A 16,461-nucleotide genomic window follows, 5' to 3' on the forward strand; every position below is an offset into this window, starting at 1 on the left:
GTGTGCCCCTCTTTTCAATGCAACCCATGTCGTCAGGCCGCCCGATGGGGGATCATATGGGCGGGTCGTTGTTTGACTATCGCCCCATAACGATAATCACGGATAACGGCTTTCGGGTTATGCCATATCTCTTCACCCACTTCCTGCAGACCGATTTCCAGCCCGAACTCCCCTTTCTGCACCTCGCTCACCCGGAAGACGGTGTAAGCCGGATACAGAACTTCCGCCTGCTTAATGTGCGTCAACTCGGTGATATTTCGCCCACTGCTGCCCTCAATATTCAGAATTGCCGTATCGGCATAGAAGGCCGAGCCAAAACGTTGTCGCATGATAAATTCTGCAGCGACGCCTTTCGCAGCGCTGGTTGAGAAAAAGGTTTTCGTTGTCACGTAATCACCGACCTGCCAGGCCCGACGATCGCCATCTCTGGCCGTTGCGGTGGTCATGCTACGAGTGACGGGTACGCCCGCAGTCGCGTAAGTAAAGCCCTTCTCGACAAAGGCGCCACGATAGGTTTTACCATGATAAGGCGGCAATTGCGCCAGGGCATTGATAAGTTCAACCCCTTGTCCCATATGGTATCCCTGTGCTTTTTCCTGTTCGTTAAGTTCCCGAAAACCCAACGTGATGGTATGAAACGGCAATGATTCCTGGCTGTAGAGATTGATGATATTGCGTTCGCTCTCTTTCAGCCTGCCGACCGCGCCGCTGGCAACGGATGACGCGACCAGTTGATCGTGTTCTGGCTGTGCCTGGGGGGTGACGGACTCAGCAAATGGATTGATGCGCTTATCCATGAGGATCCGATTACCCAGGCTGTTTTGATCGTTACTCCAGAAGTGCCGCTTTCTCAACGCAGTCTGATAGACAGGATCGCTACCCGAACGTAATTCATAGGGGCGATAGCGGTTTGCTATCTGCGCGCGTAAACCCTCAGAAATGGGCCATGGCTGAAGCCCGATGTCATCAATAAACGAGAGCGGGTTATTATTCACAAACGCGTAAACATTCAACCCCGATGAAACACCAGAGGGGTCGGCGCTTAACCAGCGTCCTGTCCAGGGTTGATAATAACGGTAACCGTAATAGTAAAGCCCGGTGGCATCCCGTTCTTTGCCGGAATAGCGGAGGATTTTGTAGGCGGCTTCCTGCTGGCTTCTGGCCGTCCACACCGCGGTTCCACCATAAGGGTAATACTCTTCCTGCGTGATAAGATTGCCCTCGCCGTCAACCTCCAGACCGCTACTGCCGAGCAGATTATCGTAGCTGTAGCGCACCTGATCGGCATTCATGTCCGCCGGTTTTCCACTCTCCCAGTGCAGTATCCGTACCTGCGCCCTTCCCGCTTCGCCGATGCACAGGACCTGCATACGTTCAGTTTCGGTGTCTCCGGTCGCGACCGTGCGAAGCTCAAGCCCGGGGAGATAGTAAACACGATGGATCTGCTCACTGTTGCTGGTGATTTGTCGGGTGATCTTTACCAGGCGCTGGCTGTTGCTGTCATAGCGGTAACTCTCCGTATCATTCGCCCCCTCCGCTCGCGTTACCAGCGTAATCTGTGCCACCTCACCCCGCGCGGTCCAGTTGATAGTTTGACCGGGCAATATCGCCGTTTGCTGCCCACCGGCAGTGAAAAACCCATCAACATCAGCAGGGTTTTCGGTAAACGTATTCAGAACGGCCCGATTACTGCGATCACTGACAGTGATATCCAGCGTGTAATTGTTCCCTGACGCAGATGCACTATGGCGAATTTGTTGCAGATTTCCGCCGGGATCATAAAGGTAGCTACGGGAATAGTGGGTAAACACGGTGTTATCGGCGGGCAGCGGCACGGTGGCTGGTGACGGCACGTGGTTCTGCTGCGCGATGCCCGCCATTTCGCGCCCNCCGCAGTGTTGGCAATCCTGACGACGTTACCTACTCGATCGTACTCATATTGCAGATCCTGAAAGACTTTCGCCCCGGCGGGATGTCCTGCGGGGCGTTCGGTTTTTATCCCCGTCAGACGTTGTGTTTGCGGCTCGTAGCGGTACGTGGTGACAACGCCATTGCCGTGTTCTTCACCCTGTTTCTGACCGGCGGCGGAATAGGTTAATGACCTGACGATAGTCTGCTCCTGGCCGCCTTTAACAGTGACCCAGCTTCCCTGTAATAACCCGGCCACATCATATGCCACGCGTTGGCGGTTGCCCGCGCCATCCTCCGTCAGTAATGGTGCGCCGGTAGCATCGGCTGTTGACAGGGTTGTCCAGGATTCTGTTGCTAATAGATCATTCCAGGCCGAACTGTCTGCGCCCTGCCAGTCGGCAACGACGGCAGGGTTATCAGCCTCTTTCAGCAAGCGCTGCGTTACCGATGTTGGTGCGCCCGTCAGGGCTACACGATCGATGTGATCGACCCCCGCCGTATGGTAATGGCTGATACACTGCCCTGCGAGGTTGAGCGCTTGTTCATCGGCAGACGCCCCGGCCCAGACAAAGCNNATCGGTAACGCGCAGCGTGCCTTCTGCGGTTTGTTCCGTGGCGCTAAGCGGACGCCCCGGCAAAGTATCATTTTCATATTCCCAGCGGTGAACCACCACCTGCTGCCTGTCCAGCGTTCCGCTCGCCGTCAGCGCAATACCCGTTAATGACAGAAAAGGCCGACTGGCGACGTCATTTAAGGCCACCGAAACGCCGTCATCCACACTCCGGGTGCTCAGCACCGACCCGGTGAGATCAGTCAGGTAGGCAATATTGACACTACCGGCAGCAGACAGCCTGGGATCCGCGCTCTCTGTGAGAAACCCTTGAGCATTATAGTGATGGTGCGTGATCCGTTCTTCCGTCGCCTCCGGTGTGTCCGGGTGGCGATAGTATTCAATGTTGCGTACGGTCAGCCCCCGGTTATCGAGGATCCTGACAGAGGGCGTACGATGATAAACGGTATCGGGAGTCATAGATGTTACTCCAGTAGTCAGTGAGTGACGTTATCACCTGAGGTATCATTTTCATCTTCATTGACAATAAACCAGGGCGTATAACGCGTACGGCGCAACCCGCCCTTTGCGGTCTCCGTAAGCCATTCCCGGCCAGGTGGATCGTAGTAGAGGGTGTCGGCATACAGCCCCGTGCGGGCAGCGTCATTGCTGACAAACTTCCAGCTGTTGAGGAAATAGGGCTGCCATTGCCTGACCGGCTGACCTTTGTTGTCATACTCTGTTTTCCCCGAAACCGCCCAACGATAGTCAGTCTCCGCCTCTGCCCCCAGGCTGCCGTCGTCATTTCGCTGTAAGGCGGAACCGCTGGCCTGCCTGATGGCGGTTTGTAGCGGGCGCCCAAACCCATCGCTAAAGACAACCTGCTGACGTATTTGTTGATCGGGGTCGCTGTCATACCGGTCGGTTGTTAAGGTGACCGTATGCGGCGGTAGCCGCGCATTGCCTGTCAGCATCCAGCTGTCTGCAACGTAAACCTGACTCCGGGACACCGGAATGGGGGCCGATACGTTAATGGCCTCATCGGCGGTCTCAGGCAGCGTGTAGGATTGATCGCTATAACCGGTCATGACCCCGTCTTCCGTGCCGCGGAATCGGAAACTGGTTATCCGCCCCAGCGCATCCAGCGTAACGGTGCGACGGTTGGCGTTCGCATCGATGATGAGATGAGGTGTCAGGAACCGCCAGTCATATTCCGCTGAGGTAGTGAACCCGGCGGCATCGGTTATCTGCACGACCACACAATCAAAACGATCCCGTACGGCGACCATTTCGCCTGTCAGCAGTGCGCTTCGCCAGCGAGTGGGAAGGAAAAAATGGTCAGCCGGTGCGTAAGCAGTATGTCCGTGTCGGGCCGTCCAGACTGTGGTTCCCTCGTCCCAGTCCTGCGGAAAAAGATAAGCGGAAGTGCTGTAGCCCGCCTGTGCCAGGTCGCTTTCGGTAATATCTCCCTCAAGGGCTGAGAGGATATTTTCATCCAGAACCGCCGTTTCGGTAAAAGCAACCCGGGNNGTGATGGTGGGCTGCTGCTGACCGTCCTGATACCAGGACTGCTGTTGCCCGGTAAACGTCGCGGAAGAAGGATCAAACAACAGCGCGTAGTGTTGTTCGATGTCATCCAGCGTCAGCCCCTCCGCAGGCACAACTGTTGCAGGACGGCTAAAGCAGTCATGGCGGGTGTTATTGCTGATGCCATACAACCACTGTCCTGCGGACAAATCTCGCCATTCATGCCAGCTATTGTGCTGCACATCCAGGTAAAGCGCTTTTTGCTGATCATCAAAACTACTGGCGAAAAGCGTTTCCGGTAGCGTATCGGGATAAGGACTGCTGGCGGGGGGGGGACNTCGGCACTGACCCGTTCATAGACATAGACCCGACTCTCGATCGTCATCGGCCTGACGACGGGATAACGTCCATCGGGCTCTACCATCCTGACCTGAGGGCGAAACTCACTGACCGTGTAAGGAATTGCGGCCTGCTCGCTCCCGTCATCGCCATACAGTTCGCTGCGCAGGAGCATCCCTTTCATTGCCCGCCTTAACCAGAACAGCTCATCTTCCCCGGGGGAGTACGGCACCTCGCCTTCCCGGCTTCCCGAGGTGAATCGCGGCGTAAACAGCAAAAACGCCCCGGCATCGCCCTGCCAGTATTCCTCTTTCAACAGGTCATCGACTTGCGCAAAACCCGTTGCGTACCAGCTGCGATTAACGGCGGGCATGCTGACATTTCCTGCTGTTCCCTGACTGGCAGCAACGTCAGTATCTCTCACTTCCACCAGGCCAAATCCGCGAAACTCTCGTTCTTGACTGTCCCACACGCCATGTCGGTAAGCGATGGTCGTCGCCAGTTGATTTCCCGTGATTTCATCCAGAATGTCCATCTTCTGCAGCGTTTGTAAGGCGAAAGGCATGGTACTGGAGGGAGGTATTTTCCCGGCCGCCAAGGCCGCGGCTTTCTCATCCAGCCAGTATTGAGAAGAGCTCCGGTAGTGCAGCGTGTGGCGCGCGCCCATATTGTTGTTTATGGTGCTCAACAACCCAGGTTTTGACGTGGAGAGATGACATACCCAGTGTTTCGGGACGGGATAAGGCACAGTCAAAACCAGGCTGACAATGCCCTGCCCCTGAATATCTGCCAGTTGCAGCGTACAGGTCCGATCAAAACGGACGCCATCGGGTAAATCAACGCGCATCGGACTGGCAAAACGATTTCCGCTCTGGTTGAGGTAGATCAGCAGATGATCGCTGAGCGCATAGAGGAGATCCGTCGTCCCTGAACCGTCGATATCGGCCAGGTACAGTTGAGACGGATTGAATGTCTCCGATGGCTGACTGAAACCCGGCATGATGACAGGAGAAGCAAACTGGCCATGGCCGATGTTTGGCCAGTAACGAACCTCCTCAGCCCGTATTTCAACCAAATGCTGTTGCCCGCTGCCCGCCATATCGCTGAAGGCAACCATCCTGCCGTCATCATTTCCTTGTACGGGGAGTGGCAGTCCGGCCTGTTGAAGCAGGGTTTTCGCTTTGTCCCAGCCCTCGCCGTTACCGGCATACAGCCGAAGACTGTCTGGACCTATAAGCACCATATCCACCAGACCGGCTCCTGCAAGATCCACCAGCTGTGTCTGCGGATGCGCATACTCAATGGGCAACGATGACAGCGGAACAAACGGCTGCCACTCTCGTTCGGCGGTTTGCTTGTATTGCCCCGCCACACCCGGCGCAGTAACCACCAGCCATTCCAGATAACCATCGCCGTCAAGATCGATGAGCACGCCGTTGTCACGAAGAACAGGTATCGGTGACAGCAATTCAGCCTCATCCCACGTGATGGCATCAGGATCGTCTCCCGGCAACCGGACCGGCGCCCGGTACCACCATGCGCCCTCATCCTGGTAGAGGATCCCAGCTACGCCATCTCCCTTCAGATCAACCATCTGATAGGGCTGTAATGGATTCATGTTGGCTAAATCCTGCCGCTCCTGCCAGGTCAGTGATACCGGAGCGGAAAGCGCTTGCCACCCCAGCGCTAAGGGAGGCAGCGCACGTAATGTGCCTTCCGGCTCATACGCCACCTGGCGAACAGATGTGAGTGTGGCAAGGGTTGGTGTCTCCTGGTATTCCAGCGTAAGACCGGTAATATACGCAGGGGGACNTTCCCTCTCCGGGCGTCTGCCAGACTGGCGGAATCGTGAGATCCGTATCGCGTTCGCCATAGTCCAGCGCCAGAATGAACAACCAGTCGGTGGCAGGCGGTGTGGCGATGAGCGCGGGCAATTTTCGACCCGCGTGGATATTGCCGTAATAGATTGCTACGGGATAACGCTGTGCCGTGCTGTCAGGATGCACTTCGATCTCCGACGCGTCGCAGTTCACATCATCTTCAGCACGATACTGGTAATAGATTTGCTCCCCCGACGGCGAAACAGAGGATTCAAGTAACCAGATGGCCACCTCATTTTGATCGCCAGAATCAATGCGCGCCTGGCGATTCCGGCCAAACAGACTGATTTCACCATTGGGTGAATAAAAAACCCAAAATGCGGTTATGTTTGCTGAATCCTGCGTCTGCGGTGACCAGCGCTCCATGCGCGTGTAGGTGGCTTCAAGTCGCGAACGCCAGGAAGTGACGGAATACATTACCGTCAGTGATTCGCCCAATAAGACATCCGATTGCCGCTGAACCGGTTGCCCGTAAAGAAGCTCAGGGACAATAACATCACCATCTGGACCGATAAACTCGTCGTTATCATTATATGACGGCGTTCCCAGACGCGTCCGCCGTCTGATCGTCGGGAGATCCAGCGACCAGCCGATTCCAAAAGCGCCGTTTCCGGCATAACTGTGATAGCGCAGCGCCAGCGTCGGCGCATAACCCCGACCAGCCGTTACCGGCAATGAAATACTGAACGTGGCGGCGCCATCAGGTCCGGCATTGGCAAGTTCGGTTTTTAAACCCGTGACCGTACCGCCTCCCGTCGGAAGTGAAGGCGGCGTCAGCAAAGGCAGATGTTGATTAAGCATGTTGCACCCCTTCTCTCNGTCCAGACTCAGCAGGAGCGCTTTCTGTTTTCCGGCACTGTCTGGAAAACTGAGCGTCAGCCCCCCTGTATCATCGACAGGAATGCCTTCAAACGGCAGATGTTGCGGGTCGTTGAAATCGAGCTGAAAAATGCCGCTGTCATTCATACCGTGCGACACCACGATGGCGGAACATCCTTTCGGCAGCACCACGCTGCCGCTATAGCTGAGCACCGCACGAACATCCTGATAAGGGCCAACCAGCGCGGGCAGTGTGACGCTGATCTGCTTGATTCGACGGGTTGCTCCAAGAGCATCCGGATAATCGCCGCGAATGTTCAGGTCGGAAAGCTTTATCGTCGCCACGAGCTGACCCGACGTAATCTCCACGGTGTTTCCCCCACTGCCCGCCGTTCCCGAGCCGGCGGTGATAATCTCCGTGACTTTGTCGGCAAAACTGAATGCCCCGGATGATAAACCGCTATAGACCGCCGAAAGCGACACCGTTTTATTGACCTCAAGCAGTCGCTCTTCCTGGGCGTACCATGCCTGTTCCATTTGCGCCAGATTCAGCATTAACGTCTCGCCAGAGAGCAGCCCCGCATAAGTCCCTTGCCAGGCACCCGGACGAATAAAGCTGGCACTGTTATCATTGAACCGCCACTGCCATGCGCGCTGTGCCATCAGACACCGGGTCACTGCAATGTCGTAGAACTGATAATAAATGCCTGCCAGCTTACCTCTGAGCCAGTTATAGAGCGCTTTACTGGAGAATTTGTTTTGCAGGTAAACCTGCTGTGCCTGGGTCTGCGCCTGCTGCATTTCTGCCAGCGATTTTTGCAACACAGCAGCTTCTCGACGAACGGTCAGTGAAGCAAGCTGGGAATCAATCAGCTTGATCTCAGCCTCTGCATTATTTCGCTGAATTTCCCATTCCTGACGACGACGCCGGTACATTTCCGACTGACTGATTTTATCTGCCGCAATGCGCGTCCCGTCGGAGGCTATCTGTGTGCCAATCGCGAACGCATTAAACAGCGCGCCATAACGGCTTCCCCCCACAGCAAGCCCGTAGATATTCGGCACCATATCCAGGGCGGCGGCCCCCATTTGCAATCCTGTGCCCACCGCAGCCGTCACCGAAGAGGCCAGATAAAGCTCCATCGCCTGTGTTTCACCGGCATTAACATTCTCATCATAAAGGTGGCTGTAGCTGTCCCGTCGGTCCAGAGCGCCGCGCCGGCTCTCCTCCAGCGCCTCCCGATCCGCATCAATTTCAGCGATATTTTTATCCTGCTGCAGGATGCTATTTCGCGCCAGTTCAGCACCCTGGGTTTGCAGAAGTTCGGACAGCGCTTCGGCATCCTGACGCTCGGTAAGGGTGAGTATCTGATTGCCAAACTGCATCAGCTGGTTAAGCGTGGCCCTGGCCGTCTCCAGCAAAACAGGAAAACGAAACAGCGGGATATCGGTCACTGAAGGTAAATCCCCCCCACCTTCGGATGCCAGTACCGCCGCACTTAACAAAGATGCCGGATCGGCTGGCGTGGCATAAAGCGGTAATGAAAGTGGTTGCCCGTCGATAGACAGGTTATGACGCAGGTTGTATAACCGCTGGGCCAGCGTTTGCCAGTAACCGGTCAGTTTTTCGTTCTGTTGAGGATAAAACAGGCCTGTTAACGTGTTGGCGGTTCTTTCCTCGACGCCAGAAAGATCCGGCGTGCGGACCCACAGCATGTGTTGCTGATAGCTTGCCTGCAGCGTCTGGCTGGCGGCATCAGAAAGCACTGGATCGGACCACCCGCCTTTCAGTAAGGCATCATAAGGTTCTTTGCCGAGGATATTCAGCGCCTGTGCGTACCACATTTTCGCTTCATTCAGCGAATCGCGTTCGAGTCGGCGGTAGGCGTCATCTCCTCTGGCAATTAATAAATCCAGCGCCCGCATAAAAGTCGCCACTTTATAATGCATCGGATCAGACTGGGAAACCGCATCAGGATCGACCGAATCAAGAGGCGACGCATTCCAGGAGGTGTCCTCTTCAAGCGGACGCACATTCCATGTCCACGTCGTTTTTTCACCGTTTTCCCCAAGGTACCCTTCCGGACTCCAGATAAATTTCATCCAGCGGGTGGCTTCTTCGTAGCGGCTTTCCTGTAATAAGCGCAAAAAGACCATAGAGGGGACGTAAAAGAACATTTCCCAGAAATAGAGCGCGTTGGCACCGCTGAAATCCATAGGCTCGGTATTTTGTTGAGCCAATACAATTTTTACATCCCTGGCTGCTACAGCACTGGTGCTGGCTGTAAACCCTGTCAGCGATAAATCAGTTTGTGTAATATTATTAAAAACCCCCTGGTAATAATTTCCCATCTGACATGTCAAAAAAACAGCTAACCCATTATTTCTGTCCTCTGGAAACTGTACAGGATCGCCATATGATATCTGGGATGTTGGAACAAAAAGTGTAATTTGCAATGGTGAATCCTGTAATACCCCTGACCAGAATATATATTCTGTTGCGCTATTCTGGCTGGAGAAAGGAGAAATACTCAAAGTAACATTAGCATTAGTACCATGAACAGCTGCATCATACGCAGGGAAAGTAATAGTAACATAGCTACCCTTTCCTAATTTTGGTTCAGGTAATAACTGAGTTTCCATTGAAAGTACAGCGTTAAGCCCTAAATCAGCTCTTGCAACCAGTTGTCTGGCAAAAAGGGTATTTATTCGCGTACGATAACATCCTAGTTGTAAGTACTGGCTCCCATTATCCTGTCGATACAAGGATATGATTTGATCATTATCAAGAACGACCTGACGCAGGCGGAAGGTTCCGTTTTGCTCACCTAATACGCCACCTGCGGCATCCAGCACAAAAAATCTTACGCTCACTTCTATTGTACTGTTAGTGCTTGTGGCTAATACGTCTAACGGTACGCTGAGCGTTACTCCTGTATAGGGGTAGATCATTTCGCTCAACGAAAAATCAGGCAACTGGTCTGACGGAATATCACTGGAAGCGAGGTGTTCTTCTTTAACGGCATTATAAGAAAAAGAAAGACCAACCTTATTATTTTCCGCGCCCAGGGAAATTTTGTCATAGGGATCGGTAAGAAAGACCGTATCCGTATCATCAGTTTCAGACTTCATGATAAAGAACATGCCTGAATCTAAAGAAAAATCCTGCGAGATGGCCGCGCGATAATATCCACCTCCGTCTGCCGGTATTGTCATACTAAATGCCGTAGCAATATCATCAGGGTTTGTATATACACAATATAATGAAGTTCGGTTCTCGCTGCTGTAACAGATGAGTTCTTTGGTTGTACCATTAATTCTTATTGCCGGATAGATAACTGACCAGGGCACTCCAGACTTGAGATAAAAAACATCACCATTCTGACCGTAACGCTTGATTAAATTCGCATAAGTAGTTGTTTGATCATAAATCGTCGGAATGTATCGCAGACTGGCATCCATCAGGAGATCGACACTATCACTGTCAACGGTGAGCGATTTGAGAGTAAGTTTCCCGCCACGTACACCACCACTCCCATTGTCGCTGGCAATATCATGAGTCCATGAGAAATTCACCCCCATGGAATAGGCGTCTTTAGAATAAAACTTACTGATACGCTTGCAACCGGTCAGGTCAAACTGTTTCCAGATAAAGTTTCTGTATATTGCAGCATCAGACTCGGCTAAACCATGAATCTCATTATCGGCAGAAACAATCATCCCCGAGCAAGGGTTTGATTTATTTTCATCTTCCGTCGCAGCGGGTTTGTAAAAAAGAAGAACAAACTGCAGATCATCCTCGTTAATGGCACTCATACTCACATCAGCAAAAGATGGCATATCGTCTGCAATAAATGCATCCGAAAAAGAGTAAACAACCGGAACGCTCCAGGTTCCGTCATGTTTAATAAAAGCCTGTTTCAGGACATACTCACTGGTTTCACTGACACTGCTTCCGTCCGAAACAGCAGCCACCTGCTTTTCAATCCAGAAGATATAAAGTCGACGATTGAAGACTACCGGGCGGATAATATTTCGCCAGGCGGAGATCGCAGTACCAATTTCTTTCCACTGCCCCCATGCGTTTGCCGGATATTTACCATAATCGAGCATATGCTGTTGTAGAGAGCGCCAGTAATATTTTTCACCATCCAAAATACCTTTGCCGATAAAATAGGTCGTTCCTTCTCCGGTGGAAAGATTGTCATGATAGCCGCTGATCACATCCAGATTTGCCACCCGTTCAAAGCGCGACATATAGGTTTTAAATGCCGATTCAACGTTTTCAACGGAGAGCTGACTCTGCCCCAGCGTTTGTAGCATTTCATCCATCATATCGGTCTGCCCGATACGGACGGTAGGGTCGACATAATTCTCCGGGAAGTAAACCAGTTCAGAGACACCCGCCCACGAACTGTAATTTTTATTGTAAGTATCCCAGTCTTTAAAAAACTGTCGTGACTTCACCGCCAGGCTTTCCCCAGGCTCAAGCCCGTTTAGCGTACGATTGACATACAGCTGCACACTGGCAATCGCTTCGCCAATCGCGGTCGTTTTAATTTTCCCGGAAACCTGGTTGTCGATCAGCAGCCAGGAATACAGGCTGTCGCGATCAATAACCTCAGGCATATTGATGAGCTTGATGTAATAAGCACAAAGGGAGGTACTGATGAGTTCATCAAGCGTTAAATAAAGGGTTGCGGTGTCAGCCTGACTGAGACCGGCCTGGATCATATTACTGACGCTGACCCATTCGCTATAGGCAGGTTGCGCCTCTGCGGTGACGTTGATATACCGTAATGTAAACAGGGCGGCAATCGTGTCCGGTGAACAGCCAAGGGTTTCAGAAATATCCATCCATTGCAGCGAAATGCCAATTTCGGCCCAATCTTTATAGGTTTCCGCGTCGCCACCCCTGACAATATTTAACGCCTGGGACATCGCAAGCGGGTCTTTAGAAATCGCCTCTGCCAGCATCTGCGGCGTTAACACGCCTTCGCTAAAAGCCCTGATAACCTGGCTGGCATTTTCACCGCATTTCAATATGGCATCATGAATCTGGGTGAGCGCAAATAACAACGTCAAATCCCATGGCAACGACGTTAATCCCTGCTGAAAAAGCTGCGGTGAGGAAATCATTAACGACAAAACAGGAGGGCTAATACCTGTCAGGCGAACCGCCAGCGAGAGCTGCCCAAGAACCTGACAAAATGCCACCAGATCCTTCGTCTCCTGGTCGCTGATATCATCCTTAAGAACAAGATCAATGAAGGTTTCTGTTGTCAGGCCCTGCGGTTTGAGTTGATCAACCCATAACAACAGCGATTTTGCGCTATCACTGGAATTAAGCTGTACGGCAGCAGCAATAAAGGGAGCTATTTGTGCGAGCAATGCCGTCCCCGTTTCACGGTGACCGCCCATTCCACTTCGCAGCGTCGCAATAAGATTCTCTATCTCCTGGGTGATAACCGTGCTGTGCGTCTTCGTCAGCATTAAATAGACATCCGCAACCGACCATCCCTGTTGTGCTATCCATGAAGTAATGCGATAAACAAACTCGACCAGTTTGATTTTGTTTGCCGCGTCCAGTGAATTTAACGGAGTCGTTGACCATGGCGATATCGACAGCAGAGCCACCAGCTCTGCGACGGAAATACCATGCAGCCTGGCAAGGAGCACCCCAAAATAGAGCGCAGAAATATTTTCGATAGAGCAAATCAATACCGTGCTTTCACCCGCTAACAATCGCCAGACGAGCTGTAACTCGCTTTCGGTGACCTGGAATGCTCTTTTTAAAATACTGATACGCGCAATATCTTCTGCAACGTCAGAATTCCAGTTAACAGAAACGTCATCAGCTGAGAATGAGATACCATTGATCAGTGGCGTATTAAACAACGTATCAAAGAAACTGGTTTGGTTCGCCACACTGACCCGGCTAATATTCCCCTGCCCAAGGACAAGGGCATCCGTCACGTCAATGGCATAGCGGCGGGTATAATACTCAACCAGAAACAAAGCCTGTAATACGTCAGGATTGAAGATCTCGTCGCTAACTTTGTTATATGCGATCAAATAAACCTGCTCAGGACTCAGTCCACTGGCCTTATACAGTCTGATAATTTTATTCAGGTTGAGGATAAAAACGCGTGGCGAGACGGATGTCTGCTTAAACGACACGGTGGAATAGTATCCGCCACCCACTCGGGTAAACCCGATCTCCACACCGTTTTTAACATTATCTGCCGGAATCTGAACCGGGAGACTGATATGTTGATTTTTGACAAATTCAAAATCCCCTGCGTAAAAAAGATCCTGGGTACCATACCCTCCGGTGCCAATAGCAAAAGAACCCGATCGGTTATCCGTAAAGCTGAAATTAAGGAGATACTGATTCCCTCCTTGGGGAAAGAGTTCAGCATAATGAATCTGGTAGCTGTTATCCCCGTAGCTTCGTACTATCTGGTCGATTTCACCAGTGGCGCCGGTATCATCAATGACCAGCGCGGTTAAAGTATCATTTCGGTAATATTGCTCAGGTGAACTATAATCCCGATGCCCCAACAAACTGGTTAATGAAACCATCTCTTTTATCGACAGGCCGTAATATTCCGCCAGGCTTTCAATATTCATCAGGAAGTTAACATCACGATCGCCAAAATTTTTCTTATACAGTTCGGCTGCATTAGCCTCTGTAATTTCCTCGCTAAGAATAAGATAGAGTTCTGGGGAGATATTTGCCTGCACGGCCAGTAGAGAATTAATGTCGATTAATTCGGCCACGTCAGGATTTCTGGAAAAAGCTGAAAGAGAGTTATCTTTTAGCAGAATAGTCTCACGGATAGTCTCATAAGGCTGATGGAAAGGTGTGTCACCCGTTTCCCGATATGTGGATAACTGCTCCATAAACACTTCATATTTTACGCCCAGCGTTGCCATACAATTATCTAATAATATCTGATTAGACAACGACAGCGTAGATATCTCTTTATCCAGATTGGCCTGGCTTAGTGCAAGCTGTTCAAGATCGGGGCGCCTTTTCTTCAGGCTGAATCTGGAATCCGCAGCGTGGAGATCTCTGGCTTCCCGGTACAGCTCTGTCAAATAGCCAGCAGGAGAAAACATTGAAGCGACAGAATCGGGACTGACAAATTTTTGTGCCCGCCGCTCAAACAGGTCGTCATAGCTGCGTTGTAAAGGTGAGTTAGCAATCGCCAGGCGTATAGAATGATGCAACTGCGGATTCGCTCTGCTTAAAATGTGCAATTCACTTAATGTATTATTTTTATTTTCTTGTTGAGCCGAACGGTAAAGGTAGCGACATTCGCCCCACGATAACACATCTTTATAACGTTCATTTATTTCTGGAAAAGACAATGAAAACAAAGAGGATAATTGTATTGAAGAGGTGTTAACGTCATCTGTATTAATTTTACTCATTAGTTCATTGATATTATACACAATCTGCCTCCACGATAACTATTAGTGAGCTAACCTATTAATATATGAAGGATATATAGCGAGTTTTACTGCGGCAGATAAATTGTAGCACTGAAAGGATTATTCACCCTTCACCCGTAAGTTGCGTAGAAGTTATCTCCAATAACCAGGGAAAATGGCAGGTAATTTGATACCATTAAAAATGACCAATTTTAATGAGTTAACATAAACGCCAGGCGATTCTGGCGTTTAGCAATTTTTGAATTATTCAAAATCAGTCTTTAAAAGATCATTATTTAAATGAAATTCGTCTAAGTGTTCAGTGTCACACATTTACCGTTGATCAACGGCTGCGTTTGGCGTGACGTTCCCAGTTTTCCTGCCGGGCTTCGTCTGATTTGCGCAACGCCACATAGCAGGCGCCGTTTCCGCCGTGGTGTGGTAATGCGCAACAGAACGCCTGGACATCGTCGAACTCCGTCAGCCAGCGCGCCAGATAGCTGCGCACGATATTGGCATGAGCGTTATCTTCACGCCCTTTGCCATGCACAATCAACACGTTGCGAAGGCCTTTCGCACACGCCTGATGAATAAAGGCAAACAGTTGCTGGCGGCACTGCTCCACCGGCTGGCGCAACAAATTCAGGCTGGCCTGCTGGCTGTATTTCCCCTGCCGCAGTTTATCCAGCACGCCGGTCTGTAATCCTTCGCGTTTAAATTCCAGCGGCGTGTCTAACGGGATCACATCGAGAAAACCGGTGGTAAGAAAATTATCGAGCTGCAGGGTGTCGAGGGTGTGCGGCTTTCGGGTGTTTCGGTTCGGCTGCCAGTGCACATCGTTACATCGCTTCAGGGGCTGGACATCCTCCATGGCGTCAAGAAACAGCGATTTGTCGTCAAGGTTCATCATCAATCCTCCAGCAACGTCTGAAGAAGTACTATAGCCGCGTCACCGCGCTGTCACAATGCGTTTTACTGGAGAGATTTACCTGCACATTCCCGCACGTTAGCGCCATTCAGTAACAATTAAATGTCACTTAACGGGAATTCATGCAGATTAATATTTATCAATATTGTTAATTCAATGTGAAATAATATGAGAAAATCATGGAAATATTTCCTGGAAACGCTATAACTCTAATTAACCCACGCAGGGAGCAATGCGCGGGTATAAATTAAGGACGAATTGCTGTGTGTACTTCGGGGCCTGGCGGATGTCGACAGGTCCTGATTTTTTATTTGCCACGCACGTCTCTTTTCGGGGTATGTTGTTGATGCAAATGGCATGATATCGTGTCGGCAACCAATTTGGTCAGACCACCCTCACTCTCAGCGAAATAAAGGGCACCGATGCTGAAAATACTCGAAGATAAAATCGCGACGCCGCTGGGGCCATTGTGGATCCTGTGTGATGAGTTATTTAACCTGCGCGCCGTTGAATGGGAAGAACATAGCGATCGCATGGAGCAACTGCTCGATATTCATTATCGTGTGGAGGGTTATCAACGCGTCGCGGCCAGTAATCCCGGCGGCCTGAGCCAGAAAATGCGCGATTATTTTGATGGTGATCTCGCGATTATCAACACGCTGCCCTCCGCCACCGCCGGAACGCCTTTTCAACGTGAAGTCTGGCAAATCCTGCGCACCATTCCCTGCGGTCAGGTGATGCATTATGGTCAACTGGCTGACATGCTGGGCCGCCCTGGTGCCGCACGCGCCGTCGGCGCCGCGAACGGTTCTAACCCGATAAGCGTCGTGGTTCCCTGCCACCGCGTCATCGGACGCAACGGCACCATGACCGGTTATGCAGGTGGCGTTCAGCGCAAAGAATGGCTGTTACGCCACGAAGGTTACCTCCTGCTTTAACGTTCCGTGCTTTCTGGAACCGTTTGGTAAGTCTTATGCTCAAAATCCTTAAAATAAGTGCCAGTTTTTCAAAACGTTGCGGTTTTGAGACTTTTTCACTTTCTAATATTGCGTGAATCGGGATCTAC

The 16,461-nt window shown here is 51.3% G+C and carries 4 protein-coding genes and 3 pseudogenes; 1 reads left to right on the forward strand and 6 read right to left on the reverse strand.

Annotated features, from left to right (window positions below):
- Positions 1 to 32: 32 nt before the first annotated feature.
- The 6 genes and pseudogenes from GM30_RS27690 to smrA all read right to left on the reverse strand — a co-directional run bounded on the left by GM30_RS27690 (position 33) and on the right by smrA (position 15,374).
- Positions 33 to 797, reverse strand: a complete 765-nt coding sequence (locus GM30_RS27690) for an ADP-ribosyltransferase domain-containing protein (RefSeq protein WP_155483939.1) — start codon at positions 795 to 797, stop codon at positions 33 to 35.
- A 120-nt stretch (positions 798 to 917) separates the two neighbouring features.
- Positions 918 to 2,942: pseudogene (locus GM30_RS25455) on the reverse strand (RHS repeat-associated core domain-containing protein); the annotation flags it as partial.
- A 17-nt stretch (positions 2,943 to 2,959) separates the two neighbouring features.
- Positions 2,960 to 4,270: pseudogene (locus tag GM30_RS28180) on the reverse strand (SpvB/TcaC N-terminal domain-containing protein); the annotation flags it as partial.
- A 122-nt stretch (positions 4,271 to 4,392) separates the two neighbouring features.
- Positions 4,393 to 5,946, reverse strand: a pseudogene (locus GM30_RS27695) (toxin TcdB middle/N-terminal domain-containing protein); the annotation flags it as partial.
- Positions 5,947 to 6,049: 103 nt separating this feature from the next.
- The gene (locus tag GM30_RS27115) at positions 6,050 to 14,467 is read right to left on the reverse strand and encodes a SpvB/TcaC N-terminal domain-containing protein (RefSeq protein ID WP_476690687.1); all 8,418 of its coding nucleotides are present in this window, start codon (positions 14,465 to 14,467) and stop codon (positions 6,050 to 6,052) included.
- Positions 14,468 to 14,810: 343 nt separating this feature from the next.
- Positions 14,811 to 15,374, reverse strand: a complete 564-nt coding sequence (smrA, locus tag GM30_RS07255) for a DNA endonuclease SmrA (RefSeq protein WP_049848088.1) — start codon at positions 15,372 to 15,374, stop codon at positions 14,811 to 14,813.
- A gap of 443 nt (positions 15,375 to 15,817) precedes the next feature.
- Between smrA and ogt the strand changes: the two genes are divergently transcribed.
- Positions 15,818 to 16,333: a methylated-DNA--[protein]-cysteine S-methyltransferase gene (gene ogt / locus GM30_RS07260; protein WP_049848062.1), complete on the forward strand. Its 516-nt coding sequence runs from the start codon at positions 15,818 to 15,820 to the stop codon at positions 16,331 to 16,333.
- Positions 16,334 to 16,461 lie beyond the last annotated feature (128 nt).

The organism is Trabulsiella odontotermitis (assembly GCF_001188485.1).
In the GTDB taxonomy this organism is placed as follows: domain Bacteria; phylum Pseudomonadota; class Gammaproteobacteria; order Enterobacterales; family Enterobacteriaceae; genus Trabulsiella; species Trabulsiella odontotermitis_A.